Source organism: Curtobacterium sp. Curtsp22, from assembly GCF_059492135.1.
Genome location: NZ_CP168519.1, coordinates 3501618 through 3526451, shown reverse-complemented (window position 1 = coordinate 3526451; position 24834 = coordinate 3501618). Strand labels below are relative to the sequence as shown.

Below are 24834 nucleotides of genomic sequence, written 5' to 3'. Positions count from 1 at the left end.
GGTGCTCGTGACCACCGTGGGCCGATCCACGGGTGCCGAACCGCGCCTCCCGTCCGCCGTTAGGCTGTCCCGCATGGCAGACAGTTCCTTCGACGTGGTCAGCAAGGTCGACAAGATGGAGGCGGAGAACGCCCTCAACCAGGCCGCCAAGGAGATCGAGCAGCGGTACGACTTCAAGGGCGCCGACGCATCGATCGCGTTCAGCGGTGAGGACGTCCTCATCAAGGCGAACTCGGAAGAGCGCGCGAAGGCCGTCCTCGACGTCCTGCAGAGCAAGGCGATCAAGCGGAACATCAGCCTCAAGAGCCTCGACGCGGGCGACCCGTACCCGTCGGGCAAGGAGTACCGCATCGAGGTGAAGTTCAAGAACGGCATCGAGCAGGACGTGGCGAAGAAGATCGGCGCGTTCCTCCGGGCCAACGCCCCGAAGACCGTGAAGAACCAGATCCAGGGCGACGAACTGCGCGTCTCCTCGAAGAGCCGCGACGACCTGCAGAACACGATCCAGCTCCTCAAGGGTGAAGAGTTCGACGTGCCGCTGCAGTTCATCAACTTCCGCTGACGCGCCGCCCGCCGCTGTGGAGCACTGGCTCACCGTCGCGATCACGGTCTTCCTGGTCCTGCTGGACCTGGCGATCCGCGTCTTCTCGATCATCTACGTCCCGATCAACCGGAAGCCGCAGACCGCGACGGCCTGGCTGCTGGCGATCTTCCTCATCCCCTACATCGGGTTCATCGTCTTCCTCGTCATCGGGTCGACGAAGCTCCCGCACGCCCGGCGTGAGAAGCAGACCGAGATCAACGCGTACATCCTCGAGCAGACCGAGGGGATCGAGCGCGTCCGTCGCGACCACCCGTGGCCGGCGTGGCTGGACAGCATCACCCGCCTGAACCGCGAACTCGGCGCCATGCCCCTGGTGGGCGGCAACTCCGCGGAGCTCTACCCCGACTACGACGAGTCGATCGCCGAGATGACCCGCGCGATCGACGGCTCGCGGCGGTTCGTGCACGTCGAGTTCTACATCGCGACCCTCGACGACACCACGCGGCCGTTCTTCGAGGCGCTCGCCCGCGCCCAGGCCCGCGGGGTCACCGTCCGGGTCCTGCTCGACCACTGGGCGAGCCGCGGCTACCCGGGGTACAAGGACACCCTCGCGTTCATGGACCGCGCGGGCATCGAGTGGCACCTCATGCTCCCGCTGCTGCCGCTGCAGGGGAAGTTCCAGCGCCCGGACCTCCGCAACCACCGGAAGATCGTGGTCATCGACGGGTCGATCGCGTTCACCGGGTCGCAGAACCTCATCGACAAGTCCTACGACCTGAAGTCCCACATCGACAAGGGCATGCAGTACAAGGACCTCTTCGCGCGGTTCGAGGGTCCCGTCGTCGCCGGCCTCAACGCCCTGTTCGTGACCGACTGGTACAGCGAGACCGACGAGCTGCTCCTCCGCGAGAGCGACCCCGTCCAGCGGGCCGACCGTGGTGACGCACTGGACTGCCAGGTCGTCCCGTCCGGCCCCGGGTTCGACGGCGAGAACAACCTGCGCCTCTTCAACGCCCTGCTCTACTCGGCCCAGCAGAAGGTGTCGATCACCTCGCCGTACTTCGTCCCCGACGACTCCATGCTCTACGCCATCACGACCACGGCGCAGCGCGGGGTCGAGGTCGAGCTGTTCGTCGGCGAGATGGGCGACCACGCGATGACGTGGCACGCGCAGCGCTCCTACTACGAGGGGCTGCTCCGGGCCGGCGTGAAGATCTGGCTGTACCGGGCGCCGACGATCCTGCACGCGAAGCACTTCACGATCGACGACGACGTGGCGGTGATCGGGTCGAGCAACATGGACATGCGGTCGTTCAGCCTCAACCTCGAGGTCTCCGTGATGGTCCGCGGCAGCCGCTTCGTCGATGCGCTGCGCGAGGTCCAGGACGCCTACAAGGAGCACAGCTTCGAGTTGACGCTCGACGCGTGGGTGGAGCGGCCGCGTCGGTCGCAGGTGCTCGACAACGTCGCGCGGCTCACGGCGGCGCTGCAGTAGCGGCCGGCCCAGGAGGCGCGGGTCGCGACCGGCGGGCAGGTGCTGACGGCGGGTGGTCGCGCGGGCGCGGGTGCGCGACGGCGGTGCCGCGCGCGCGGGTGCACGGGCACGGGCACGGGCACGGGCACGGGTGCGCGGGCACGGGTGTACGGGTGCGTGCGCGCGACGGCTGCGGTCAGCGCGGGTCCGGCACCAGGCGGGTGAGCCGGGCCGTCACGCGCTCGAGCGGTCCCCGCCCGAGGAACCACCTCCAGAGCATCGCGAACACGATCGACCCCAGCGCGAACCAGCCCCACGCCGCCGCCGAGTCCGGGTACGTCGGCAGCGCCGCGAGCACGACGAGGTGCCCCGCGTAGACCGTGAGCGGCATCGACCCCACGGCGGCCAACGGGTACCCGATGCGTCGGACGACCTCGCCCCGCCCGTCGAACACCAGCGTGCAGAGCGCGATGACGGCGACGGCCACCCCCGCGGTCCCCACGACGTCGACGATCGACGAGGAGTGGTCCCGCGGCGACAGGAACAGCTGCGCCGTGGCCTCGGCGGCGGTGCTCCCCTCGCCCGCGTACGGCACGCCGGGGAACGCGAACCCGGCGTCGGCGGGTACCGGCGCGACCGCGTTGCCGACGAGGTAGGCGAGGGCGGCGACCACCGCGCCGGACGCGAGGAGGACCACCTGGGTGCGCCGTCCCTCCAGTCCGGCACGGGCGATCGCGAGACCGACCAGCACGTACGCCAGGAAGGTGACCACGGGGTAGACGAGGCCGAGCTGGACCTCCCATATGCCGGCGTCCGCGTAGAGCGGGACGATGCCGAGGGCGACGACGGGCGACAGCACGGCGCACGCCGCAGCGAGGACCAGCAGCCAGCGCGCACGGACCCGGAGCACCGGGATCGCCAGCAGGAACAGCACGCCGTACGTCGGGAGGATGACGTAGACCGGGGTCTGCAGCGCCATGAGCAGCAAGCCGACCGCGACCACGACGAGCGCGCGGATCGCGAGCCGGCCACGGACCCGACCGATCCGCGGCGGGCCGGGCGGCGACGTCCGACCGCTCGTCAGACCGATCGAGACGCCGGCGAGCACCGCGAAGAGCGACGACGACCGGCCGTGGGCGACGGCGGCCCAGGTGCCGGGATCGGACCAGTCGACCTGGTCGGCGATGCCCCCGACGTGGGTCGCCATCATGCCGAGCAGCGCCAGCGCACGGGCGACATCGACGCCCTCGAGCCGGACCCCGGAGACGGACACGCCCCGCAGCGCGGTGGGCGGTGCGGGGCGTGCGGTCGTCATGGCGTTCGCGGGCTGCCGGTCAGCTCGTCGCCGAGCCCGTGCGGGCGTCGACCCGGCCGAGGGACACGTCGACCATGTCCTCGCGCGGGACGACCTTGATGCGCTCGCGGCCCTCGGCCTCGCCGAGGGCGAGCTCGTGGGTGTCGAGGTTGTGCCAACCGTCGAGGTCGGTGTACTCGACTCCGCGCTCGGCGAGCAGGGCCGGGATCGCCCCCTCGGACGGGTCGGCCGGGGTCCACCAGCTCGCCTGGTCGTTCACGATGTGCTGGACGGTCTCCATCGCGTCGGACTTGGTGTGGCCGATGAGCCCGACGGGGCCGCGCTTGATCCAGCCCGTCGCGTAGACGCCCGGGATCTGCTGGTTGTCGTCGTCGAGGACCTGGCCCTCGTGGTTCGGGATGACGCCGTGGCGCTCGTCGAACGGGACGCCGGGCAACGGCGAGCCGAAGTACCCGACCGCGCGGTAGGCGGCCTGGATCGGGATCTCGCGGATCTCCCCGGTGCCCTCGACGCCGCCCTGGCCGTTCGGCCGCGTGCGCTCGTACCGGATGGCGGTGAGCTTGCCGTCCTCGCCGACGAACTCGAGGGGCTTCGCGTAGAAGTGCAGGTGCAGTCGGCGGCTCGCCTGGCCGGTCTCACGGGTGCGCCACTGCTCGAGGACGCGGTTCATCACCATGACCTGCTTGTTCGTGGCGATGGCGGTCATCGAGGCCTCGTCGTGGTCGAAGTCCTCGTCGTAGACGATCATGTCGACGTCGCGGAGCTCGCCGAGCTCGCGGAGCTCGAGCGGGGTGAACTTCACCTGCGCCGGGCCGCGGCGGCCGAACACGTGCACGTCGGTGACCGGGGACGCCTTGAGCCCCTCGTACACGTTCGCGGGGATCTCGGTCGGCAGCAGGTCGTCGGCGTGCTTCGCGAGGATGCGCGAGACGTCGAGGGCGACGTTGCCGTTGCCGATCACCGCGACGCTCTCGGCCTCGAGCGGCCAGGTGCGCGGGACGTCGGGGTGGCCGTCGAACCAGCTGACGAACTCGGCGGCGCCGTACGACCCGTCGAGCTCGACACCGGGGACGTCGAGGTCGGCGTCCTTGATCGCACCCGTCGAGAACACGACCGCGTGGTAGTGCTGCCGGAGGTCGTCGAGGGTGATGTCCTCGCCGAAGCGGACGTTGCCGAACAGCCGCACGACACCGCGGTCGAGCACGTCGCGCAGCGCGTTGACGATGCCCTTGATGCGCGGGTGGTCCGGGGCGACGCCGTAGCGGACCAGGCCGTAGGGGGCGGGCAGCTGCTCGAACAGGTCGATCGACACGTCGTGGCCGTGGGCCTCGCGCAGCAGGATGTCGGCGGCGTAGATGCCGGCGGGGCCTGCGCCGACGATGGCGACTCGGAGGGTGGGCACTGATCGTCTCCAGTTCGTTCGGGTGGGGTGCTCCCGAGGGGGTTCGAGGGGCGGGACCGTCGGTCTCCGCGGCGGTCCGGCGCTAGCGGCTGCGTTCGACGACGGACTCGGCGAAGCGGACGAGTGCCCGCTTGACGGTGCCGTCCGGCAGGGGTGCGAGGGCGTCGACGGCGTCCGTCGCCCAGCGGACCGCGACGGCACGGGTCGCGGCGGTCGCCTCGTGCTCGCGCAGGGCGGCCACGGCGGACTGGTACGGCGCCGAGTCGACGACGTCGTCCGGTGCGGCGTTCACGTCGCGCTCGATGCGCCCGAGCAGGTCCACCGCGTCGGGGGCACCGGTCGCGGCGAGGCGCTTGAGCTGCAGCAGCGGCAGGGTGTCGACGCCGGCGCGCAGGTCGTTGCCGGCGATCTTGCCGGTCTTGGCCTTCGCGGGGGCGAGGTCGATCACGTCGTCGACGAGCTGGAAGGCCACGCCGACCTTCTCGCCGAACGTGCCGACGGCGTCGAGGTACGTGCGGTCGGCGCCCGAGAACATCACGCCGGCACGGGCAGCCGTCGCGATGAGCGAGCCGGTCTTGTCGCTGAGCACCTGGATGTAGTGCTCGACCGGGTCGTCCTCGGGCTGGGGGCCCGTCGTCTCGTGGAGCTGCCCCATGCAGAGCCGCTGGAAGGTCTCCGCCTGCATCCGGATGCCCTCGGTGCCGAGGTCGGCCGTGATGAGGCTGGCGCGCGCGAACAGCAGGTCGCCGGTGAGGATCGCCACGTTGTTGCCGTAGGTCACGTGGGCCGCGGGGACACCGCGTCGGACGGGCGCTTCGTCCATGACGTCGTCGTGGTAGAGCGACGCCAGGTGGGTCGTCTCGATGCTCACGGCGGCCTTCACGACCGCGTCGGTCACTCCGTCACCGAGCTGCGCGATGAGGAGCGTGAGCGTCGGCCGGATCCGCTTGCCCCCGGCCGACAGCAGGTACCGGCTCGTGGTGTCGGCGAGGGTGTCGGTGGAGCGCATGGCTTCCTCGAGCCCCTGCTCGACGAGCTCGAGGCCGTCGTCGACCGCGGCGATGAACCGGCGTTCCGCGGGCGTGGCGAACAGTCGCTCGCCGATGCCCAGCGATGCGCGGAGACTCGGTGCGCGACGTGCGACCGGGACGCTCGGATTCAAGTGCTGCTCCGTGTTCGGGGGTGGAGGGACCGGTCAGGCGTCGGTGGGGTCGACGCTCGGCTGCTCACCGGTGTGCTGGTGCTCGCGACGGGCCTTGGCACGCCGGGCGACGGACTCGCGGACCTCGCCCGCGACGGGCTTGCGACCGCGGTGCAGTGCGACGATACCCGCCGTGAGGTTCCGGTAGGCGACGACCGAGAACCCGACGCCGCGCAGCCACTGGCTGAGGACCTGCTGGTCGGGCCACGCCTCGATCGACTCGGCGAGGTAGCGGTAGGCCGCCGGGTTGCTGCTGGACAGCCGTGCCACGCCCGGGAGCACGCGCTTGAGGTACGTGCCGTAGCCGAAGCGGAGCAGGGCGAGCGGCGGCGTGGAGAACTCGCAGATGACGACACGACCGCCGGGCTTGAGGACCCGGAGCATCTCGCCGAGCGCCTGCATCGGGTCGTTCACGTTGCGCAGCCCGAACGAGATCGAGACGGCGTCGAAGGTGTCGTCGTCGAAGGGCAGCTGCTCGGCGTCGCCCTCGACGAAGGTGATCTCGGGGTGGCGTTCCCGGCCGACGGCGATCATGCCCGCGGAGAGGTCGAGCGCCGTGACCTCGGCACCCTTCTTCGCGAAGGCCGCCGCGCTCGTGCCCGTCCCCGCGGCGATGTCCAACACCTTCTCGCCGGGCTGGGGGTCGACCGCGCGGACCGTCGCGACACGCCACAGCGGAGCGTTGCCCGCCGAGAGGATGTCGTTCGTGAGGTCGTACTTCGCGGCGACGTCGTCGAACATGGCCGCCACCTCGTCCGGCCGCTTGTTCAGGTCCGCTCTGCTCACCCACAACATCCTAGAGGTCGTGCCCGGACGTTCCCCGCGCGGCGCGTACGATCTGTGGGGTGACCCGAACCACCACGGCGGCCCCACCGCTGACGGTCTCGACCCGGATCCTCGACGACCCGGGCGCCGTCCTCCGCCACACCCTCCGGGACAGCCCGCTCGCGTTCGTCCGCAACGGCGACGGGATCGTCGGCATCGGCGAGGCCGTGCGGTGGACGTTCACCGGCCCGGACCGGATGCGCGAGGCCTCGGCGGCCTGGCGGTCCCTGGTCCGCGACGCCGTGGTCGACGACCCCGTGCAGCTGCGCGGCACCGGGCTCGTCGCGTTCGGCTCGTTCGCGTTCGCCGACGACTCGACCGAGACGAGCGTGCTGATCGTCCCGCGCGTCGTGATCGGCCGCCGCCGCGGGAAGGCCTGGCTCACCGCCGTCGACACCACGCTCGACCCCGAACCCCTCACCTTCACGCGCACGTCGGTCCCGGTGCCGCGCGTCGGTCCGCACGTGTCCGTCGCGCTCCGTCCCGGTGCCATCGACGAGGACGCCTACGCCGCCACGGTCGCCGACGCCGTCCGGCGGATCACCGCCGGCGACGCCGAGAAGGTGGTGCTCGCGCGGGACCTCGTCGGGACCCTCCCCGACGGCGCCGACCAGCGAGCGATCCTGCTCGACCTCGCCGAGGCGTACCCGCAGTGCGTCACGTTCGCCGTCGACGGGATCGTCGGGGCGACGCCGGAGACCCTCGCCCGGACCGACGGCACCCGGCTCTCGGCGCGCGTGCTCGCGGGCAGTGCGGCGCGCGGGACCGACCCGGTGTCCGACCGCGCCGCCGCCGAGGCCCTCGCCGCGAGCGCGAAGGACGTCGAGGAGCACGGCTTCGCCATCCAGAGCCTGCTGGCCGCGCTCGCCCCGATCGCGTCCGACCTCCGCGCCGACCCGGAGCCGTTCCGGTTGCAGCTGCCGAACCTGTGGCACCTCGCGACCGACGTCCAGGCGACGCTGCCCGTCGGCACGACCTCGCTCGACGTCGCCGACGCCCTGCACCCGACCGCCGCGGTCGCGGGGACCCCGACCGACGTCGCCGTCCGGCTCGTCTCCGAGCTCGAGGGCGTCGACCGCGGGCGCTACGCCGGGCCGGTCGGGTGGCTCGGGGCGAACGGGGACGGTGAGTGGATGCTCGCGTTGCGGAGCGCGCGGATCACCGACGACGGCACCGTGCGGGCGTGGGCCGGCGCGGGCATCGTGGCCGGGTCCGACCCGGCGCGCGAGGTCGCCGAGACCGCCCTGAAGTTCCGTCCGGTCACCGACGCGCTCGCCTAGTCGACGGCCAGGAGGCGCGGTGCCGGCCCGGCGCGCCGGCAGCGGCCCGGTGCCGCTCAGTCGGCCAGCGGCACCTCGATGACGACGCGCTCGGCCGGGTCCGTCAGGACCCGCTCGAGGTCGCCCCAGGTCGCCGCGCGCCGGTACTCCCAGCCGAGCCCGGTCACCACCGGCTCGACGTCGACGTGCTGCGGCGTCGTCATCATGCGGCGCATGTCGGCCTCCGGTGTCGTCGCCGCGACCTCGAGCCCCCGGAAGATCGCTCCCCCGCCGTCGTTCCCGACGATGACCTGCACGCGGTGCGGGTGCTCCTCGGTGCCGGCCACGAGCGCCCCGAGGTCGTGCAGGAACGTGAGGTCGCCGAGCAGGACGCGTGTCGTGCCGACCGAGGCCGTGGAACGCTCGAGCGCGGCGGCGATCCCGAGCGCGGTCGAGATCGTCCCGTCGATGCCCGCGAGCCCGCGGTTCGCGTGCACGCGGATCGCCTTGCCCGCGACGTGCCCGTCGGCCACCCGGATGATCTGCGAGGCGCCGAGCACGAGGCGGTCGTGCGGCCAGGTCGCACCCCAGACGGCGTCCGCGAGCATCGTGCGGTCGACGGCGCGGCGGCGGAGCGCCACCTCGTCGCGGAGGAACTTGTTGCGCTCGGCGCGGTCGCTGGAGCGCTTCGCATCGAGGTCGGGGCCGGCGTCGCCACCGCCGAGCAGCGCGCGGCTCGTGGCGACCCACCGGCCGACCCAGGCGCGGTGCTCCGGCCGGGTGCGGCCCGTCACGCGGACGTCCGACACGAAGGTGGTCGCGGCGTCGGGCCGGGAGGCGCGGGCCGGGTCGTAGGGATCGGCTCCCGGTCCGCGGACCACGATCGTCTCGACGTCGGCGCGCTGGAGCAGGGCGGGGACCTCGCGGCTGAGGGTCGGGTGGCCGAGCACGACGGTGCGGCGGACCGCGCCGCCGAAGTCCGGGTCGCGCAGGAGCTCCCGGTAGGTGACGACCAGGTTCCGCCCGAACCGCGCACCACTCGACACCTCGGCGAGCAACGGCGCACCGAGCTCCCAGGCGATCCGCTCGGCGTCCGCCCCCGCGTCGTGTCCCGCGATGACGACCGTCGCGGGCTCGTCGTCCGGCGCGAGGTCGACGACCGGCAGACCGGAGTACACCCGCCGGGTGGCGAACGCGAGGTCGACCTCGTCGTCGGGCACCGGCTGGACCGCACCCGCGCCGAGCCCGGCGGACAGGGGTTCGCGGAACGCGACGTTGAGCTGCACCGGCCCGGGCTGCCCCGTGTGGCCGGCGGCCGCGGCGACGACTTCGCGCACGAGTTCCCGGACGGTGTCGGCGGTGTCGGCGTCGACACCGTGCGCGGTGGGCGCCTCGACGTCGCGGACGACGGCGACGGCCGGCCCGAAGAGCCCGGGCTGCACCGTGGTCTGGTTGCTGCCGATGCCGCGGAGCTCGTCGGGGCGGTCCGCGCTGACGACGATCATCGGCACACCGGAGTGGTGCGCTTCGAGCACGGCGGGGTGCAGGTTGGCGACCGCGGTGCCCGAGGTGGTCACGACCGCGGCGGGCCGACCGGACTCGACGGCGAGCCCGAGCGCGAAGAAGCCGGCGGTGCGCTCGTCGAGCCGGACGTGCACGCTGATGCCGCCCGCGCGCTCGACGGCGACGGCAGCGAGGGCGAGCGCCTGCGACCGGGAGCCGGGGCTCACCACGACGTCGGTCACACCGGCCCGGGCGAGCTCGGTCAGGAGCGCGACGGCGAAGTCGGTCGCCGGGCTACCGGAACCGGCCGAGCCGTCAGCGATCGGTGCGGCCGTCGTCGTCGCGGTGCTGGTCGCGGCGGTCTCGGTCGGCGCGTCGTTCTCGTTCGCGGAACTGCTGTTCGAGGTCTCGGAGGGTCTCGTCGTCCTGGTCCTTGTCCGTGCGGTGCTGCTCGGGGCCGCTGGGGCCGCCGAGGAAGTCCGGGTCGTCTTCGGGACCACGGTACCCGGAGCCACCGCCGGGACGGGTCGCCGGTGCCCGGCCGAGGACGAACCAGAGGACGCCGCCGAGCACGGGGAGCACGATCACGAGGAGGACCCACACGCCACGGCTGAGGGAACGGACACGCTCGCGGGGCATCGTGGCGCAGTCGATGGCCGCGTAGACCGTGAACGCCACGGCGGCCACGACGACGATCAGCCACAGTCGGATCATGGCCGGGAGTCTAGGTCGGCAGCCTGTGGGGTCCCTGCCGGTTGCGCATCCGTAGACTTGCGCAGGTGAAAGCGTGGCTCGTGTACACCCTGGCCCGCCTCGGCATCTTCGCCGCGGCGCTGGCACTGCTCCTGCTCCTGACGCCGATGCCCGGCTACTGGGCGACGATCGTCGCCGCGCTCGTGGCGCTGCTCATCTCGTACATCGCCCTGCCGAAGCTGCGCGGTCGCGTCACCGAGAGCCTGGCGAACCGTCGACCGGCGCCCGAGCACGACGTCGACACCGACTTCGAGGACGACTTCGTCGACGCGGCTGACAGCGACTCCCCGGTCGAGCAGCCGGTCTCCGACGCCGACCGCCACGCAGCGCGCCGCGAGCACCGCGACGACTGACCCGCCGGGCTACGGCTGGACGGCGAGCGTGATGCCGAGCACGACGCCGAACACGAGCGACGCGAACGACGACAGCTGGAGCGCCGTGATGAGTTCCCGCGGCTTCCGTGACGAGACGCCGATCGCGAGTGCCGGCAGCGCCAGCAGCAGCGAGAAGTACGTGAACCCGGTGCGGAAGTAGAGCAGCACGAACCAGAGCAGCACCACGTACGGCAGCATCAGGAACAGGCCGTAGAGCACCCGGGCGACCGGCCGTCCGACCACGACCGCGAGGGTGCGCTTGCCCGCGAGTCGGTCCTCGTCGATGTCGCGGATGTTGTTCACCATGAGCACCGCACAGGCGAAGAACCCGGCGGCGATCGCAGCGGCCCACCCGCTCGGGGTGACCCGGTCGATGAGGACGAACTGCGTGCCGAGGACGGCGACGAGTCCGAAGAACACGAACACGAAGACCTCGCCGAGGGCGTTGTACCCGTACGGCTTCTTGCCGCCGGTGTAGAACCACGCCGCGACGATGGCGGCAGCACCCACGAGCAGGAGCCACCACAGCTGGGTGAGCACCACGATGACGATGCCGGCGACGGCTGCGAGCCCGAAGAACGTCAGCGCGACGGTCAGCACGGTGCGGGGCTTCGCGAGCCCGGCTCCGGTGAGACGGGCCGGCCCGACGCGGAACTCGTCCGTGCCGCGCACCCCGTCGGAGTAGTCGTTGCTGTAGTTCACACCGATCTGCAGGAACAGCGCGACGAGCAGCGCCAGGATCGCGATGGGCAGGTGGTGACCCTTCGCGAGCCAGTCGCCGAAGTCACCGGCCTCACCGCTGTCCACGAACCCGACCGTCGTGCCCATCACGACGGGGACGACGCCGAGCGTCAGGGTGCGCAGGCGCGCCCCGCCGATCCAGTCGCCCGCGGTCGCACGGCGCTTCGTGCGCTGCGGTGCCGCGGCCTTGGCCGGGTTGCCGGAGCGGTTCCTGGACCGGTTCGTGTTCTTCGTGCGTGCCACGACCGTCCATCGTATCCGCGTCCGCCGTGCGTCCGGGACGTCGGCCCAGGAGGAACGGATCGCGATCGGCGGTCGACCCGCGTCCGTCAGGCGGTCGGGTCGGCGATCGCGCGGATCGCCCGGCGGTCCGGCTTGCCGGTCACGAGCATCGGGAGCCGCTCGACGACGACCACGTCGGCCGGCCGTGCGGCCCGCCCGAGGGCGTCGCCGACCGCGGCGCGGACCACGTCGAGGTCGAGCGGACGGTCGGTCACGACGACCGGGACCTCGCCCCACTCCCCCGACGCCCGGCGCGTGACGACCGCACCCTCCTGCCCGTCGAGCCCGCGGACGATCCGTTCGACGGCGCCGAGCGGGACCTTCTCGCCGCCCGAGATCACGACGTCGTCGAGCCGGCCGAGCACCCGCACGACACCGTCGACGACCTCGGCGGCGTCGCCCGTGCGGTACCAGCGGTGTCCGTCGCGCTCGGTGAAGGTCGCCGCCGTGCGGTCGGGGTCGTCCAGGTAGCCCTCGGCGAGCATGGGCCCGGACAGGAACAGCTCGCCGTCCACGAGCTCGGTGCGGACGGTGCCGAACGGGACGCCGTCGTAGACGCACCCGCCGCTCGTCTCGCTCGCGCCGTAGGTCGTCACGATCCGGACGCCGGCGGCGCGGGCCCGGTCACGGAGCGGTGCCGGGGTCGCCTGCCCGCCGACGAGCACGGCGTCGAACCCGGCGAGGGCACGGGTGGCCCGCTCGTCGTCGAGCACGCGGGCGAGCTGCACCGGGACGAGCGAGGTGTAGCGCCGCGGGGCCCCGGGACCGGTGACGAGCCGGTCGGCCGCGTCGGCGAACGCCCCCGCGTCGAAGTGCCCGGGAGCGACGACGACGGGCTCCGTCCCCGCGGTGATCGACCGGGTCAGGACGTTGAGCCCCGCGATGTAGTGCATCGGCAACGCGAGCACCCAGCCGCCGGGGCCCCCGAGTGCCGCGTCCGCCGCAGCGGCACCGGCGAGGAGCGCCTCCGACGAGAGCGCCACGCGCTTGCCGGTGCCGGTGGACCCGCTCGTCTCGACGACCAGGGCGACCCGCTGCGGGACGGTGGCCGGAGCAGGTGTCGGCAGCGCCGGGGCGCCGTCCGCGACCGGGAGCAGGGCGGGGCCGCCGGCGAGTGCCGCCTCCAGGCCCCGCAGCACGACCGACGGGTCCGACGTGCCGGTCGCGACCAGCGGACGGGCCATCAGTAGTGCCAGGGGAAGGACGTCCACTCGGGCGCGCGCTTCTCGAGGAAGGAGTCACGACCCTCGACCGCCTCGTCGGTGCCGTAGGCGAGCCTGGTGGCCTCACCGGCGAACACCTGCTGGCCGACCATGCCGTCGTCGACCGCGTTGAAGGCGTACTTGAGCATCCGGATCGCCGTCGGGGACTTGCCGAGCACGATCTCGCCCCAGCGGATCGCCTCGCGCTCGAGGTCCTCGTGCGGGACGACGGCGTTCACGGCGCCCATCTCGTACGCGCGCTGCGCCGAGTACTCCTGCGCGAGGAAGAAGACCTCACGCGCGAACTTCTGGCCGATCTGCTTGGCGTAGTAGGCGCTGCCGTACCCGCCGTCGAACGACCCCACGTCGGCGTCGGTCTGCTTGAACCTGCCGTGCTCGGCGCTCGCGATGGTGAGGTCGCAGATCGCGTGCAGCGAGTGGCCCCCACCCGCCGCCCACCCCGGGACGACGGCGATGACGACCTTCGGCATCATCCGGATGAGCCGCTGGACCTCGAGGATGTGCAGCCGCCCCATCGACGCCTGCGCCGCTGCCGGGTCGACACCCTCGGGCGGGGCGCCCTCGTCACCGACGTACTGGTAGCCGCTCCGGCCGCGGATGCGCTGGTCGCCGCCGGAGCAGAACGCCCAGCCGCCGTCCTTCGGGCTCGGTCCGTTGCCGGTGAGGAGCACGACGCCGACACGCGGGTCCTGCCGGGCGTCGTCGAGCGCGCGGTACAGCTCGTCGACGGTGCGCGGACGGAAGGCGTTCCGCACCTCGGGCCGGTCGAACGCGACCCGGACGATCCCGTGGGAGACGTGCTTGTGGTACGTGATGTCGGTGAACTGCTCCGCGATCGGAGCCGCGGTCCAGACGTCGGGGTCGAACAGGTCGGAGACGGGAGCAGCCATGCTCCAACGCTACCGCTGCGTGCTACAGCCCCGCGCCGTCCGTCGCGGCCGAACCGCCCATGTCGGTCAGCAGCTCGGGGGCGACGATCACGAGCAGCACGATGAGGATCACCGGGTTCGCGAAGAACGCCACGACGACCCCGACGGCGCCGTACCAGCGGCCGAACGACCCCACCGCTGCCACGAACCCGAGCACCGCGGCGATGAGCGTGAGGAAGACCACCACGAAGCAGATGCCGAAGGCGAAGTCGGTGTCGCCGCCCATGAAGACGGCGAAGGCGCTGGCGTCGACCGCGGCGGAGACGACCGCGAGCCCCAGGGCGATCTTGCCGACCACCGGGTTGCGCTTCTTGCGCCCCTTCTGGGCTTCCTGCCGGACGTCGACGGTGTTCCGCTGCATGAGCCGGGCGAACTCGCCCGTGTCGCGACCGGGGGCCTGCGCACGCGCACTCGGAGACTGCGCACGCGCGCCCGGGGCCTGCGCACGCGCCGAGGACGGTGCTGCGGATCGCTGCGACGCGCGCTGCTGCGGTTCCGGCGCCACAGGTCCTCCCTCGTCCTCGGTGCTGGTGCTGGTGTGCCGACCGTGGCCGACGTTCGTGCTGGGGTGCCGACCGTGGCCGACCGATGCAGACTAGTGCGCTGCCCTGGCGGTCCGCTCCGAGGAACCGTGGGGTGCCCTGGGTGCTCCTGGGATGATGGCCAGGTGCTCCCCGACCTCGACGATCTCCTCTCCGACGCACACGTGGTGGCGCTGCCCATGCGGGTGCGGTTCCGCGGCATCACGGTGCGCGAGGCCCTCGTCCTGCGCGGTCCGGCCGGGTGGACCGAGTTCTCCCCGTTCGTCGAGTACGACGACGCCGAGGCCGCCGCGTGGCTCCGGGCCGCGGTCGACTTCGGCTGGACGACGCACGAGCCCGCCGCGGACAGCGTCCCCGTGAACGCCACCGTGCCGGCGATCGCTCCGGACGGCGTCGCGGACCTCCTCGCGCGGTACCCGGGCTGCACGACCGCCAAGGTGAAGGTCGCCGAACCCGGCACCACGATCGACGACGACGTGGCCCGCGTCGCCGAGGTCCGACGGGTTATGGGCCCCTCCGCCGCGGTCCGCGTGGACGCGAACGGGCTCTGGAGCGTCGACTCCGCCGCAGAGGCCCTCGAGCGCCTCGCCCCGTTCGACCTGCAGTACGCCGAGCAGCCGTGCCGCACGGTGCCGGAACTCGCCGAGCTCCGGCTGCGGACCGCCGGACTCGGCGTGCCGATCGCCGCGGACGAGAGCGTCCGCAAGGCCTCGGACCCGCTCGCCGTCGCCCGGGCCGGTGCCGCCGACGTCCTCGTCGTGAAGGCGCAGCCCCTCGGCGGCATCACCGCCGCGCGTGCGGTCGTCGCCGACGCCGGGCTCCCCTGCGTGGTGTCGAGCGCGCTCGACACGTCGGTCGGGCTGGGGATGGGGGCGTTCCTCGCGGCCGAGGCGATTTCGCCCGGGTACGCCGCGGGGCTCGGCACCGCGGCGATGTTCACGTCGGACGTGTCGGCGGCGCCGCTGCTGCCGGTGGACGGGCGGGTGCCGGTGCGGCGGGTCGAGGTCGACCGGGACCTGCTCGAGCGGAACGCGGCGTCGCCGGAGCGTGCCGCGTGGTGGCTCGCGCGGCTCGAGCGGGTGCACGCGCTCCTCGCCGGCTGACCGCCCGCCCGGGCGCACGGCCGGCCCGGTCGCACGACCTGCCGCTCGCGTTCGCCGAGGTCGCACGTTCGGTCGCTCCGACGCGCGCCGGGCGACGGATTGCGCGACCTCGCGCTCGCGCCTGGGCTCGCGCCTGGGCTCGCACCGGGGCTCGGGCCTCGGGCTCGCGCCTCGGACTCGCGCCGACGACGGACGGGAGGCGCGGTGCCAGCTGGCACCGCGCCTCCCGTCCGGTGGTGGTCGCGACCTGGGCCGCATCAGCGACCCGTCCGGATCAGAGTCCGGAGTAGCTGTGCAGGCCCTTGAAGAACACGTTCACGACCGAGAAGTTGAACATCACCGCGGCGAAGCCGATGAGGGCCAGCCACGACGACCGCGCGCCACGCCACCCGCGGGTCGCACGCGCGTGGATGTACCCGGCGTAGACCACCCAGATGATGAAGGTCCAGACCTCCTTCGTGTCCCACCCCCAGTAGCGACCCCAGGCGCGCTCGGCCCAGATCGCACCGGCGATGAGCGTGAAGGTCCAGAGGACGAACCCGACGAGCAGGACACGGTAGGTGAGGACCTCGAGCCGGTCGGCGTCCGGCAGCGTCTCCATGAAGCGGAGCTTGCCCGAGGCGGTCCGACCCTGGCGGTAGGTCTGCACGAGCTGCGCCACGGCGAGTCCGGCACCCAGGGCGAAGAAGCCCGTGCCGGCGATGGCGACGAAGACGTGGATGACGAGCCAGTACGACTGCAGCGCGGGCTGCAGCGGCACGACGGGCACCCAGTAGTTCACGGTCGCGATGCCGAGCAGGATGATCGTCAGGCCGGTGATGAAGACGCCGAGGAACTTCAGGTTCTGCCAGAACTGCACGAGCAGGAAGATCAGGGTGATCAGCGCCGTGCCGGTCAGGGAGAACTCGAACATGTTGCCCCACGGCACGCGGTCGGCCGCGATCCCGCGCAGGACGACGGACGCGACGTGCAGCACGAGCGCGAGGATCGTCATCGCCATGCCGACCCGCTCGAACTTCGTCCCGCGGCGCCCGGCTCGTTCGTCGGTGACGGCGACCTGCTCGAGGACGACGGTGCCGCCCTGGACGGTCGCGACGGTCCGCTCCGCGCCGGCGGCGGGTGCCGCAGCGGCGTCGGACGCAGCCGTCACGTTGCCGGCCCGCTTCGCCATGTCGAGGGCGAACGCGATGAACGCGATGACGTAGACCGCCATGGCGGAGTACGTCAGCACGACCGAGTAGGTCGCGAGGTTCGTGGTCATGTCGTTCACTGGGGCATCCTAACTCCGAGGTCCGACGTGTGGCGCTTGGCGATGTCCGCCACGGCCCGTTCGAGGTTCGGGTCCTCGCCGCGTGCGAGGCCCGCGTACTCGAGGTCGTAGCCCGGCTCGGCGTCGGCGCTGCCGTCGCGGCGCGGCACGACCTTCACCCACACGCGACGGCGCGGGACGAAGAGCGACGTGAGGAGCCCGAGGACGGACAGCACGGCGAACCCGCCGACCCACAGCTGCGACGGGTCGTGGTGGACGTCGAGCGAGACGTAGCGCTTCACCCCGTCGAACGTGATCGACCCCGCGCCGTCCGGCAGGGTCTTGGTCTGCCCGGGCTTCAGCTCGACGCTGGCGGTCTTGGACTGGCGGCCCGCGATCTGCTGCAGGCCGCTGGTGTCGAGCGTGTAGACGCTCTGCGGGACGCCGTCGTCGAGCCCGAGGTCACCCGTGTAGACCTGCAGGGTCAGCAGCGGGTTCTGGTCGTCCGGGTAGGCGCTCGCGTACGCGCCGGTCGAGAGCTTCGACGCCGTCGGGTAGAAGAACCCGACCATGCCGAGCTGGTCCGGCAGCGCGTCCGGCACCTTGATGACGCCGGTCGACGTGTAGTTCGCGTCCTCGGGGAGGAACGGCACGGTGTCCTGGAACGCCACGTTGCCGTCGCCGTCGCGCACGGTGACGTCCATCGCGTAGCCGTTGCCGAGGAGGTAGACGTTGGTGCCGCCGACGCTCACCGGGTCGTTGACGCCGAGTCGGCTCGTCTGCTTGGAGCCGCCCTTCTCCTGCGTCGTGACCGTCGCCGAGTAGTCGAGCGCCTGGCCGAGGGCGTCGAGGTTCCGCTCCTCGTACTTGGTGACGAACTTGTCGAGCGTGAAGTTGTAGCCCTTGAGGTCGCTCTGCTGGAACCAGCGACCGGGGTTGAACGAGTCGTACGAGCCGAGCACGTTCGAGAACGTCTGGCCCTCGACGAGGAGCCGCTGACCGGTGTACCCGAACCCGCCGCCGACACCGACCGCGAGCAGCACGCCCACGAGCGCCGCGTGGAACACCAGGTTGCCGGTCTCGCGCAGGTAGCCGCGCTCGGCGCTCACCGAGTCGCCGAAGCGTTCGACGCGGTAGCCGGAGCGCTTGAGGATCGCCATCGCGCGGGTGACCGCGTGCTCCGGCGTGACGCCCTCGCCGTCGACGGCGACCGAGCGGTAGCCGGCCAGACGGCTCAGGCGGACCGGGGTCTTCGGGGGTCGGGTGCGCAGCGCCTGCCAGTGGTGCTTCGTGCGCGGGACGATGCAGCCGATCAGGGAGACGAAGAGCAGCAGGTAGATCGCCGAGAACCACACCGACGTGTAGGTGTCGAAGACCTGCAGCTTGTCGAGGACCGGGAAGAGCTGCGGGTGGTCGGCCTTGTACTGGACGACGCCGTTCGGGTCGGCCGTGCGCTGCGGGACCAGGGACCCCGGGATCGCCGCGAGTGCCAGCAGCATGAGGAGGAACAGCGCCGTGCGCATGCTCGTGAGCTGCCGCCAGAAGAAGCGGAGGTACCCGACGGCCCCGAGCTTCGGCTGGTTGACGCCGGAGTCGCCCGACCCGCCTGCTGCCGTCTCCGGGCCGGATCCGTCGACGTGGTCCGACGGTCGCTGCGGGTCCGCCGAGGTGTCGGTGGAGTCGATGTCGGGGTCAGACTGCGGGGACAAAGGTCTGGATCACCGCCCCGACGCTCGACATGACGGCCGACCAGATGCCGGTGACCATGAGCAGACCGATGACGATCAGGATCGCTCCTCCGATGATGTTGACGATGCGCATGTGGCGCTTCACGGCGCGGATCGCGCCCGTGGCCCAGCCGGCGCCGAGCGCGACGAGGACGAACGGGACGCCGAGGCCGAGGCAGTACGCGACACCGAGCCACATGCCCTGCCAGGCGCTGCCGGACTGGACGCTGAGCAGGTTGATCGCCGCGAGGGTCGGGCCGAGGCAGGGCGTCCAGCCGAGCCCGAACACGATGCCCAGCAGGGGCGCACCGACCAGGCCGGTCGCGGGCGTCCACCCGGGCTTGATCGTGCGCTGCAGGAAGGTGAAGCGGCCGACGAAGACGAGACCCATCGCGATGACGACGACGCCGAGGATCTGCGTGATGAGGTCACGCCACCGGACGAGCCAGAACCCGAGCGCGCCGAAGACCGTCGTGTACGCCACGAACACCGCGGTGAAGCCGAGGATGAACAGCAGCACCCCGAGCACCACGCGTCCGCGGCGCTGTCCACCCTCGGCGACGCCGCCGACGTAGCCGAGGTAGCCCGGCACGAGGGGCAGCACGCACGGGGACAGGAACGACACGAGCCCGGCGAGTGCCGCGACGGGGAGCGCCACGGCCATCTGCCCGCTGAGGATCGCGTCGGCGAAGGGGTTGCTGGACACGGGTCAGGAAGCCTTGCCCGACAACTCGTCGGAGACGAGCGTGTTCAGGATGCCCGGGCCGTCGACCGCACCGAGGACGCGGGCGGCGACGCGGCCCTGCTTGTCGAGCACGATCGTGGCGGGCACGGCGTTCGGGGCGATCTGCCCGGAGAGCGCGAGCTGCATCGCGCCGGTCTTCTGGTCGAGCACCGTCGGGTAGTCGACCTTGAAGGTGCGCTCGAACGCCTCGGCGGTGGCCTGCTCGTCACGGACGTTGACGCCGATGAACTGGACGTCGTCGTCGGCGAACTGGTCGTGGACCGTGTTGAGGTACTTCGCCTCGGCGCGGCACGGCGGGCAGCCGGCGTACCAGAAGTTGAGGACGACGACCTTGCCCTTGAGCTCCTTCGACGACAGGGTCTCGCCGTCGATGTCCTTCGCCTCGAAGTCGACCGCGTCGGTGCGCTTGTCGGCGGCGACCTCGGTCACGGCGCCGTCACCGGAGATGTAGTTCTGGGTCGTGCCGCTGCCGTACTGCTTCGACAGCGAGTCGTTGTCGGACGAGCACCCCGTCAGGACGAGGGCGGCGGTCACCGCCGTCGCCGCGAGCACCGCGAACCGCTTGCTCCTGCTGGTGATCACACTGCTCCTTCGTCGATGGCGGTCGCGCGCAGGGCCTGCGCCGGGTCCGCGTACCCGACTTCGGTGAACCGACCGGACGAGGTGGCGGGTACACGCTCGACGGTGGTGATGCTGGAGAGGTCGCAGCGTCGCTTGCGCGGGTCGTGCCAGAGCTGCTCGCCGGCGAGACGGCGGTGCACCATCCAGATCGGCAGCTGGTGGCTGACGAGGACGACGTCACCGTCGTCGACGCTCTCCCACGCCGTGGCGATCGCCGCGAGCATCCGGTTCGCGATGGACTCGTACGCCTCACCCCAGCTCGGCCGGAACGGGTTCGCGATCCAGGGCCACTCGGCCGGGCGTCCGAGCGAACGCTTGGTGAAGCCCGGGGGCTGCCCCTCGTATCGGTTGGTCGGCTCGATGAGCCGCTCGTCGAGGGCGACCTCGAGCCCGAAGGCCTCGGACCAGGGCGCCGCGGACTCCTGCGTGCGCTGCAACGGCGAGGCCACGATCCGCCGGACGTCGACGCCGGCGTCCTTCCACGCGGTCGCGGAGGCGAGGGCCATCTGCTTGCCGAGGTCGCTCAACCCGAAGCCGGGGAGCCGCCCGTAGAGGACACGGTCCGGGTTGTGCACCTCGCCGTGACGGACGAGGTGGATTCGGGACGCGGGCATGGGTTCCAGTGTAGGTCGCTCAGGGGTTCCCACCGCCCGCACAGGGGATTCACCGGATGCGGAACCACTCAGCCCAGTTCGCCGGAGAGCCGCCCGTGGAGCGCCGTGGACCCGGTGTCGAGGTGCACCACCTCGACCGTCGACCCGTGCTTGGCGAAGCGCTGCTCGACCCCGTCGAGGGCCGCGACCGTGCTGGCGTCGAACACGTGCGCGTCGGACATGTCGATGACGACGTGCTCGGGGTCCTCGGCGTAGGAGAAGCGGGTGACGAGGTCGTTCGACGAGGCGAAGAACAGCGCCCCGCGGACCCGGTAGCGGACCGTGTGCTCGTCGACGACCTCACGCGCGACGGTCACCACGTGGGCGGCTCGGCGGGCGAAGACGAGCGCGGCGACGACCACCCCGACGAGCACGCCGGTCGCGAGGTTGTCCGTGGCGACGACGACCACGACGGTGATCACCATCACCGCGGTCTCGCCGAGGGGCATCCGCCGGAGCGTGCGGGGGCGGATGCTGTGCCAGTCGAAGGTGGCGACGCAGACCATGATCATCACGGCGGTGAGCGCGGCCATCGGGATCTCGGCCACGAGGTCGTGCAGGACGATCGTCAGCACGAGCACCGACGCTCCGGCGGCGAACGTGGAGATGCGCGTCCGGGCCCCGGCCGTCTTCACGTTGATGACGGTCTGGCCGATCATCGCGCAGCCACCGGTGCCGCCGAAGAAGGCCGACGCGACGTTCGCGATGCCCTGGCCCCACGACTCCCGCCACTTGCTCGAACCGGTCTCGGTGATCGAGTCGACGAGCTGCGCGGTGAGGAGCGTCTCGATGAGCCCGACGATCGCGACGCCGAACGCGTACGGCGCGATGGTCTGCAGCGTGTCCAGCGAGAACGGCGTGGTGATGCCGCTGAACCCGGGCAGCGCGCTCGGCAGCGCACCCTCGTCGCCGACCGTGGGCACGGCGACGCCGAACAGGATCGTGATCGCGGTGATCACGACGACGGCGACGAGCGGTGCCGGGACCGCCTTCGTGACGAACGGGAACCCGATGATGACGGCGACGCCGAGCGCCGTCAGCGCCCAGACCACCGCCGGCACGTCCGGACCGAACAGGTTCGGCAGCTGCGCGGTGAAGATCAGGATGGCGAGGGCGTTCACGAACGCGACGTTCACGCTGCGCGGGATGAACCGCATCAGCCGGGCGACCCCGAGGAAGCCGAGCACGATCTGGATGAGGCCGCCGAGAACGATCGTCGGGACGAGGTACGCGATCCCGTGGTCGCGCACGAGCGGGGCGATCACGAGCGCCACGGACCCGGCAGCGGCGGAGATCATCGCCGGACGGCCGCCCACGATCGAGATCACGACGGCGATGACGACGCTCGAGAAGAGCCCCACCGCCGGGTCCACGCCGGCGACGACCGAGAAGGAGATCGCCTCGGGGATGAGGGCGAGCGCGGTGACGATCCCGGCGAGGACCTCGCGCGTGAGGAGGCGGGGCGAACGCAGGGCGCTGAGGACGCTCGGAGCGGTGGGAGCGTGGGTGGTCACGGACATCGCCCTGAACTCTACCCTCACGTGAGGGTAGAGTCGTCCCCGTGAGCACCACGATGCACATCGGCGAACTGGCCGACCGCGCCGGGATGTCCCTCCGCACGATCCGGCACTACGACGAGGTCGGGCTGCTCGTGCCGAGCGGACGGACGACCGGCGGGTTCCGCGTCTACACGGAACAGGACCTCGAACGGCTGCTCGTGATCCGGCGGATGAAGCCGCTCGGGTTCACGCTGGACGAGATGGCCGAGCTGCTCCGGGTCGTCGACGGTCTGGCCGCGAAGGAGCCCGCGGACGCGCCAGCGCTGGCCGCACGGCTCGACGAGTTCCTCGTGGACGCGCGGGCGCGGCACGCGAAGCTCGTCGAGCGGGCGGGCATGGCCGAGGAGTTCATCGGGACACTCGGCACCCTGCGCGCTTCACTCCCGTAATAACTCCCCCCGCCGCGGGCGGCCGGGCCGCGAGCCCCTCGACCCTTGCCGTCGTGCGGGGCCTCCCTCCAGCTCGCGACCCGGCCACGTCAGGAACGCTACGGAGCCATCGGACCTGGCCCGCGCCTCCAGGCCCACCCTGTGGACGATGCCGGACGCCAGCCGACCTGTGGAGGGACGAACGCACCCGACGACGGCGCCCGAGGCGCAACCGGTAGACTCGACCACCGTGATCGAACGCACCCGCATCGCCGACCTCGCCGCACGCCCCGACGGCCCCGTCTCCGTCGCCGGATGGGTGGAGACCGTCCGAGACCAGAAGAAGGTGCAGTTCGTCGTCCTCCGTGACGAGTCCGGCGCCGCACAGCTCGTCAACCCCGCCACGCGCGAAGCGGTCGAGGGCGACGACGCCTCCGCCGCCGCACTCGCGACGACCGAGGCGATCTCCGGCCTCGCGCACGGCACCTTCGTGCACGTGCAGGGCACCCTGAAGCACGACGAGCGCGTCAAGCTCGGCGGGCTCGAGGTCAAGGTCGGCGACCTGACCGTCATCAGCGCCGCCATCCCGGAGACGCCGATCGCGGACGACTCCTCGCTCGACAAGCGCCTCGACTGGCGTTTCCTCGACCTGCGCAACCGCAAGCAGAACCTCATCTTCCGCATCCAGACGACGATGGAGCACGCGTTCCGCACGTACTGGGTCGAGCGCGACTACATCGAGATCCACACCCCGAAGCTGATGGCCTCGGCGTCCGAGTCGCGTGCCGAGCTCTTCCAGCTCGAGTACTTCGAGACGACGGCGTACCTCGCGCAGTCGCCCCAGAACTTCAAGCAGATGGCGCAGCCGGCCGGCTTCGGCGCGGTCTTCGAGATCGCCGACGCCTTCCGTGCGGACCCGTCGTTCACGAGCCGCCACGCGACCGAGTTCACGAGCGTCGACGCCGAGATCTCGTGGGTCGAGTCGCACGAGGACGTCATGGCCATGCACGAGGAGCTCCTCGTCGCCGGCTTCACCGCCGTCAAGGAGAAGTACGGCGCCGAGATCGAAGCGGTCTTCGGCTTCGAGTTCGTCGTCCCGACCGCACCCTTCCCGCGCGTGACCCTGGCCGAGGCCCGGAAGATCGTCGCCGACAGCGGCTACGAGGTCGTCCGCGCCGACGGTGACCTCGACCCCGAGGGCGAGCGCCGCGTGAGCGCCTGGGCGAAGGAGACGCATGGTTCGGAGTTCGTCTTCGTCACCGACTACGACGCGTCGATCCGCCCCTACTACCACATGCGTCACGCCGACGACCCGACGCTCACGAACAGCTACGACCTGCTGTTCAACGGTGCCGAGATCTCGACCGGTGCACAGCGCGAGCACCGTGTCGACACCCTGACGGCACAGGCCGTCGAGAAGGGCCTCGACCCCGAGGAGCTCGGCTGGTACCTCGACTTCTTCCGCTACGGCGTGCCGCCGCACGGCGGGTTCGGCATGGGCCTGGCGCGCGTGCTCATGCTCGCGCTGCACGAGCCGTCCATCCGCGAGGTCACGTACCTGTTCCGCGGCCCGACGCGCCTCACCCCGTAGTCACCCGCTGCACGGAGAACGGCCCCTGTCCGAGGACGGGGGCCGTTCTGCGTGCGCCGGAGCGGGCCAGGAGGCGCGGCTCAGCTCTCCCAGTCGATGGCCGCCCGCCCCGTCACCAGGCCGCGGATCTCCGCTGCCGCGGCCTGGTGCTGCGGGTGCACCTGGTACTCGTCGAGGCCGGCGAGGTCGTCGAAGGTCGCCACGACGGCGACGTCCTGGTTCTTCCCCGGGTAGGCGACGTTCTCGACGACCTGCAGGGAACGGATCGAGCCGACGGTGCCGATCAGCCCGACGAGGAGCTCGCGGATCCGCTCGACGGACTGAGCGCGGTCGAGGTCCTCGCGCAGGGTCCAGGAGACGACGTGGTGGATCATGCGCGGGCCTCGGCCTTCTCGAGGGCACGGTGGAGCCGGTCGGCGTCGACGTGCCAGTTGCTGTGGACACGCCCGTCGACCAGGACGACCGGGATGTCCTCCGCGTACTCCAGGCGGAGGGCGTCGTCGTCGAGGATGGACAGCTCCTGCAGGGTCGTCCCCGGGTGTTCGGCCACGACGCGTTCGACGACCGGTCGGGCGTCGTCGCAGAGGTGGCAGCCGGGTTTGGTCAGCAGGGTCACGGCGGGCATGGGACCACCATATCCGCCCCCGGAAACGCGAAAGCCCCGGCGAACCGGGGCATGACGCTGCAGGCTCGGGGCCTACTTCTTGTTGCGACGCTGGTGGCGCGTCTTGCGAAGCAGCTTGCGGTGCTTCTTCTTCGCCATGCGCTTGCGACGCTTCTTGATGACAGAACCCATACGGACCTCACTCGGACTGATGTTGTGTGGACACCGGGCCAACGAGACCGCGGAA

General features: G+C 71.7%; 26 protein-coding genes. 7 read left to right on the top strand and 19 right to left on the bottom strand.

What is annotated here, in order from left to right:
- The first annotated feature begins 73 nt into the window (after positions 1-73).
- Together ACEN8D_RS17140 and cls are read left to right on the top strand one after the other, a co-directional pair.
- The gene (locus ACEN8D_RS17140; RefSeq protein WP_069712130.1) at positions 74-562 is read left to right on the top strand and encodes a YajQ family cyclic di-GMP-binding protein; all 489 of its coding nucleotides are present in this window, start codon (positions 74-76) and stop codon (positions 560-562) included.
- 16 nt (positions 563-578) lie between these two features.
- Positions 579-2039, top strand: a complete 1461-nt coding sequence (cls, locus tag ACEN8D_RS17135; RefSeq protein WP_070418368.1) for a cardiolipin synthase — start codon at positions 579-581, stop codon at positions 2037-2039.
- 175 nt (positions 2040-2214) lie between these two features.
- Here the strand turns inward: cls and ACEN8D_RS17130 are convergent, their stop codons facing one another.
- The 4 genes from ACEN8D_RS17130 to ACEN8D_RS17115 form a co-directional block, all read right to left on the bottom strand.
- A complete protein-coding gene (locus tag ACEN8D_RS17130; RefSeq protein WP_413399990.1) occupies positions 2215-3333 on the bottom strand; it encodes a heparan-alpha-glucosaminide N-acetyltransferase domain-containing protein in 1119 nt (372 codons plus the stop codon).
- 19 nt (positions 3334-3352) lie between these two features.
- A complete protein-coding gene (locus ACEN8D_RS17125; protein ID WP_309780034.1) occupies positions 3353-4735 on the bottom strand; it encodes an FAD-dependent oxidoreductase in 1383 nt (460 codons plus the stop codon).
- Positions 4736-4817: 82 nt separating this feature from the next.
- On the bottom strand, positions 4818-5897 hold the full coding sequence (locus ACEN8D_RS17120; protein WP_070418365.1) for a polyprenyl synthetase family protein: 1080 nt from the start codon (positions 5895-5897) through the stop codon (positions 4818-4820).
- Positions 5898-5930: 33 nt separating this feature from the next.
- On the bottom strand, positions 5931-6722 hold the full coding sequence (locus ACEN8D_RS17115) for a demethylmenaquinone methyltransferase (RefSeq protein WP_070419487.1): 792 nt from the start codon (positions 6720-6722) through the stop codon (positions 5931-5933).
- Positions 6723-6781: 59 nt separating this feature from the next.
- Here ACEN8D_RS17115 and ACEN8D_RS17110 point away from each other — a divergent pair, with 59 nt between their 5' ends.
- Positions 6782-8041, top strand: a complete 1260-nt coding sequence (locus ACEN8D_RS17110; RefSeq protein ID WP_309780035.1) for an isochorismate synthase — start codon at positions 6782-6784, stop codon at positions 8039-8041.
- Between the two features lie 56 nt (positions 8042-8097).
- On the opposite strand, the gene menD is transcribed toward ACEN8D_RS17110, so the two are convergent.
- Both menD and ACEN8D_RS17100 read right to left on the bottom strand, forming a co-directional pair.
- Entirely contained in the window at positions 8098-9846 is a 1749-nt protein-coding gene (gene menD, locus ACEN8D_RS17105) for a 2-succinyl-5-enolpyruvyl-6-hydroxy-3-cyclohexene-1-carboxylic-acid synthase (RefSeq protein WP_309780457.1), read from the bottom strand.
- Positions 9839-10237, bottom strand: coding sequence for a PLDc N-terminal domain-containing protein (locus tag ACEN8D_RS17100; protein WP_071296707.1), 399 nt, complete (start codon positions 10235-10237; stop codon positions 9839-9841). The genes menD and ACEN8D_RS17100 overlap by 8 nt, the downstream gene beginning before the upstream one ends.
- A gap of 65 nt (positions 10238-10302) precedes the next feature.
- Between ACEN8D_RS17100 and ACEN8D_RS17095 the strand changes: the two genes are divergently transcribed.
- On the top strand, positions 10303-10629 hold the full coding sequence (locus tag ACEN8D_RS17095) for a DUF4229 domain-containing protein (protein ID WP_071296706.1): 327 nt from the start codon (positions 10303-10305) through the stop codon (positions 10627-10629).
- Between the two features lie 9 nt (positions 10630-10638).
- Here the strand turns inward: ACEN8D_RS17095 and ACEN8D_RS17090 are convergent, their stop codons facing one another.
- The 4 genes from ACEN8D_RS17090 to ACEN8D_RS17075 all read right to left on the bottom strand — a co-directional run bounded on the left by ACEN8D_RS17090 (position 10639) and on the right by ACEN8D_RS17075 (position 14186).
- Positions 10639-11634 (bottom strand): 1,4-dihydroxy-2-naphthoate polyprenyltransferase, encoded by a 996-nt coding sequence (locus ACEN8D_RS17090; RefSeq protein ID WP_254790973.1) that lies wholly within the window; start codon positions 11632-11634, stop codon positions 10639-10641.
- A gap of 86 nt (positions 11635-11720) precedes the next feature.
- Positions 11721-12857, bottom strand: a complete 1137-nt coding sequence (locus tag ACEN8D_RS17085) for an AMP-binding protein (protein ID WP_495601081.1) — start codon at positions 12855-12857, stop codon at positions 11721-11723.
- The gene (locus ACEN8D_RS17080) at positions 12857-13786 is read right to left on the bottom strand and encodes a 1,4-dihydroxy-2-naphthoyl-CoA synthase (RefSeq protein WP_070418360.1); all 930 of its coding nucleotides are present in this window, start codon (positions 13784-13786) and stop codon (positions 12857-12859) included. The genes ACEN8D_RS17085 and ACEN8D_RS17080 overlap by 1 nt, the downstream gene beginning before the upstream one ends.
- A gap of 22 nt (positions 13787-13808) precedes the next feature.
- Complete coding sequence (locus tag ACEN8D_RS17075; protein WP_139219799.1) at positions 13809-14186, bottom strand: hypothetical protein; 378 nt, start codon at positions 14184-14186, stop codon at positions 13809-13811.
- A gap of 306 nt (positions 14187-14492) precedes the next feature.
- On the opposite strand from ACEN8D_RS17075, the gene ACEN8D_RS17070 reads away from it, so the two are divergent.
- Positions 14493-15470 (top strand): o-succinylbenzoate synthase, encoded by a 978-nt coding sequence (locus ACEN8D_RS17070; RefSeq protein ID WP_495601080.1) that lies wholly within the window; start codon positions 14493-14495, stop codon positions 15468-15470.
- Positions 15471-15744: 274 nt separating this feature from the next.
- Here ACEN8D_RS17070 and ccsB read toward each other — a convergent pair whose 3' ends face one another.
- From ccsB to ACEN8D_RS17040, 6 genes are all read right to left on the bottom strand, one after another.
- Positions 15745-16731, bottom strand: coding sequence for a c-type cytochrome biogenesis protein CcsB (gene ccsB / locus ACEN8D_RS17065; RefSeq protein WP_071296730.1), 987 nt, complete (start codon positions 16729-16731; stop codon positions 15745-15747).
- Between the two features lie 5 nt (positions 16732-16736).
- Positions 16737-18428: a cytochrome c biogenesis protein ResB gene (resB, locus tag ACEN8D_RS17060; protein WP_261647093.1), complete on the bottom strand. Its 1692-nt coding sequence runs from the start codon at positions 18426-18428 to the stop codon at positions 16737-16739.
- Positions 18412-19110 carry a cytochrome c biogenesis CcdA family protein gene (locus ACEN8D_RS17055; RefSeq protein WP_071296728.1) on the bottom strand — a complete coding sequence of 233 codons (699 nt, stop codon included), beginning with the start codon at positions 19108-19110 and terminating at the stop codon, positions 18412-18414. The genes resB and ACEN8D_RS17055 overlap by 17 nt, the downstream gene beginning before the upstream one ends.
- Before the next feature lie 45 nt (positions 19111-19155).
- Positions 19156-19773 carry a TlpA family protein disulfide reductase gene (locus tag ACEN8D_RS17050; RefSeq protein WP_083403531.1) on the bottom strand — a complete coding sequence of 206 codons (618 nt, stop codon included), beginning with the start codon at positions 19771-19773 and terminating at the stop codon, positions 19156-19158.
- The gene (locus tag ACEN8D_RS17045; protein ID WP_092386333.1) at positions 19770-20426 is read right to left on the bottom strand and encodes a histidine phosphatase family protein; all 657 of its coding nucleotides are present in this window, start codon (positions 20424-20426) and stop codon (positions 19770-19772) included. Before ACEN8D_RS17045 ends, ACEN8D_RS17050 begins: the two co-directional genes overlap by 4 nt.
- A gap of 68 nt (positions 20427-20494) precedes the next feature.
- Positions 20495-21985, bottom strand: a complete 1491-nt coding sequence (locus ACEN8D_RS17040) for a SulP family inorganic anion transporter (RefSeq protein WP_413398673.1) — start codon at positions 21983-21985, stop codon at positions 20495-20497.
- Positions 21986-22038: 53 nt separating this feature from the next.
- Between ACEN8D_RS17040 and ACEN8D_RS17035 the strand changes: the two genes are divergently transcribed.
- Both ACEN8D_RS17035 and aspS read left to right on the top strand, forming a co-directional pair.
- Entirely contained in the window at positions 22039-22413 is a 375-nt protein-coding gene (locus ACEN8D_RS17035) for a MerR family transcriptional regulator (RefSeq protein ID WP_413398674.1), read from the top strand.
- 229 nt (positions 22414-22642) lie between these two features.
- The gene (gene aspS / locus ACEN8D_RS17030; RefSeq protein ID WP_309780043.1) at positions 22643-23983 is read left to right on the top strand and encodes an aspartate--tRNA(Asn) ligase; all 1341 of its coding nucleotides are present in this window, start codon (positions 22643-22645) and stop codon (positions 23981-23983) included.
- An 80-nt stretch (positions 23984-24063) separates the two neighbouring features.
- Here the strand turns inward: aspS and ACEN8D_RS17025 are convergent, their stop codons facing one another.
- The 3 genes from ACEN8D_RS17025 to ACEN8D_RS17015 form a co-directional block, all read right to left on the bottom strand.
- On the bottom strand, positions 24064-24357 hold the full coding sequence (locus tag ACEN8D_RS17025; RefSeq protein ID WP_229086360.1) for a Dabb family protein: 294 nt from the start codon (positions 24355-24357) through the stop codon (positions 24064-24066).
- A complete protein-coding gene (locus ACEN8D_RS17020; RefSeq protein WP_071296698.1) occupies positions 24354-24608 on the bottom strand; it encodes a glutaredoxin family protein in 255 nt (84 codons plus the stop codon). The genes ACEN8D_RS17025 and ACEN8D_RS17020 overlap by 4 nt, the downstream gene beginning before the upstream one ends.
- A gap of 72 nt (positions 24609-24680) precedes the next feature.
- Complete coding sequence (locus tag ACEN8D_RS17015; protein WP_003792170.1) at positions 24681-24779, bottom strand: 30S ribosomal protein bS22; 99 nt, start codon at positions 24777-24779, stop codon at positions 24681-24683.
- Positions 24780-24834: the final 55 nt, after the last annotated feature.

What these genes read in the sequence shown, in the direction of transcription:
- ACEN8D_RS17140 (WP_069712130.1), top strand. Translation starts at nt 74, where the DNA reads ATGGCAGACAGTTCCTTCGACGTGGTCAGCAAGGTCGACAAGATGGAG.
- ACEN8D_RS17130 (WP_413399990.1), bottom strand. Translation starts at nt 3,333, where the DNA reads ATGACGACCGCACGCCCCGCACCGCCCACCGCGCTGCGGGGCGTGTCC.
- ACEN8D_RS17100 (WP_071296707.1), bottom strand. Translation starts at nt 10,237, where the DNA reads ATGATCCGACTGTGGCTGATCGTCGTCGTGGCCGCCGTGGCGTTCACG.
- ACEN8D_RS17085 (WP_495601081.1), bottom strand. Translation starts at nt 12,857, where the DNA reads ATGGCCCGTCCGCTGGTCGCGACCGGCACGTCGGACCCGTCGGTCGTG.
- ACEN8D_RS17080 (WP_070418360.1), bottom strand. Translation starts at nt 13,786, where the DNA reads ATGGCTGCTCCCGTCTCCGACCTGTTCGACCCCGACGTCTGGACCGCG.
- ACEN8D_RS17075 (WP_139219799.1), bottom strand. Translation starts at nt 14,186, where the DNA reads ATGCAGCGGAACACCGTCGACGTCCGGCAGGAAGCCCAGAAGGGGCGC.
- ccsB (WP_071296730.1), bottom strand. Translation starts at nt 16,731, where the DNA reads ATGACCACGAACCTCGCGACCTACTCGGTCGTGCTGACGTACTCCGCC.
- ACEN8D_RS17055 (WP_071296728.1), bottom strand. Translation starts at nt 19,110, where the DNA reads ATGGCCGTGGCGCTCCCCGTCGCGGCACTCGCCGGGCTCGTGTCGTTC.
- ACEN8D_RS17045 (WP_092386333.1), bottom strand. Translation starts at nt 20,426, where the DNA reads ATGCCCGCGTCCCGAATCCACCTCGTCCGTCACGGCGAGGTGCACAAC.
- ACEN8D_RS17040 (WP_413398673.1), bottom strand. Translation starts at nt 21,985, where the DNA reads ATGTCCGTGACCACCCACGCTCCCACCGCTCCGAGCGTCCTCAGCGCC.
- ACEN8D_RS17035 (WP_413398674.1), top strand. Translation starts at nt 22,039, where the DNA reads ATGCACATCGGCGAACTGGCCGACCGCGCCGGGATGTCCCTCCGCACG.
- ACEN8D_RS17025 (WP_229086360.1), bottom strand. Translation starts at nt 24,357, where the DNA reads ATGATCCACCACGTCGTCTCCTGGACCCTGCGCGAGGACCTCGACCGC.
- ACEN8D_RS17020 (WP_071296698.1), bottom strand. Translation starts at nt 24,608, where the DNA reads ATGCCCGCCGTGACCCTGCTGACCAAACCCGGCTGCCACCTCTGCGAC.
- ACEN8D_RS17015 (WP_003792170.1), bottom strand. Translation starts at nt 24,779, where the DNA reads ATGGGTTCTGTCATCAAGAAGCGTCGCAAGCGCATGGCGAAGAAGAAG.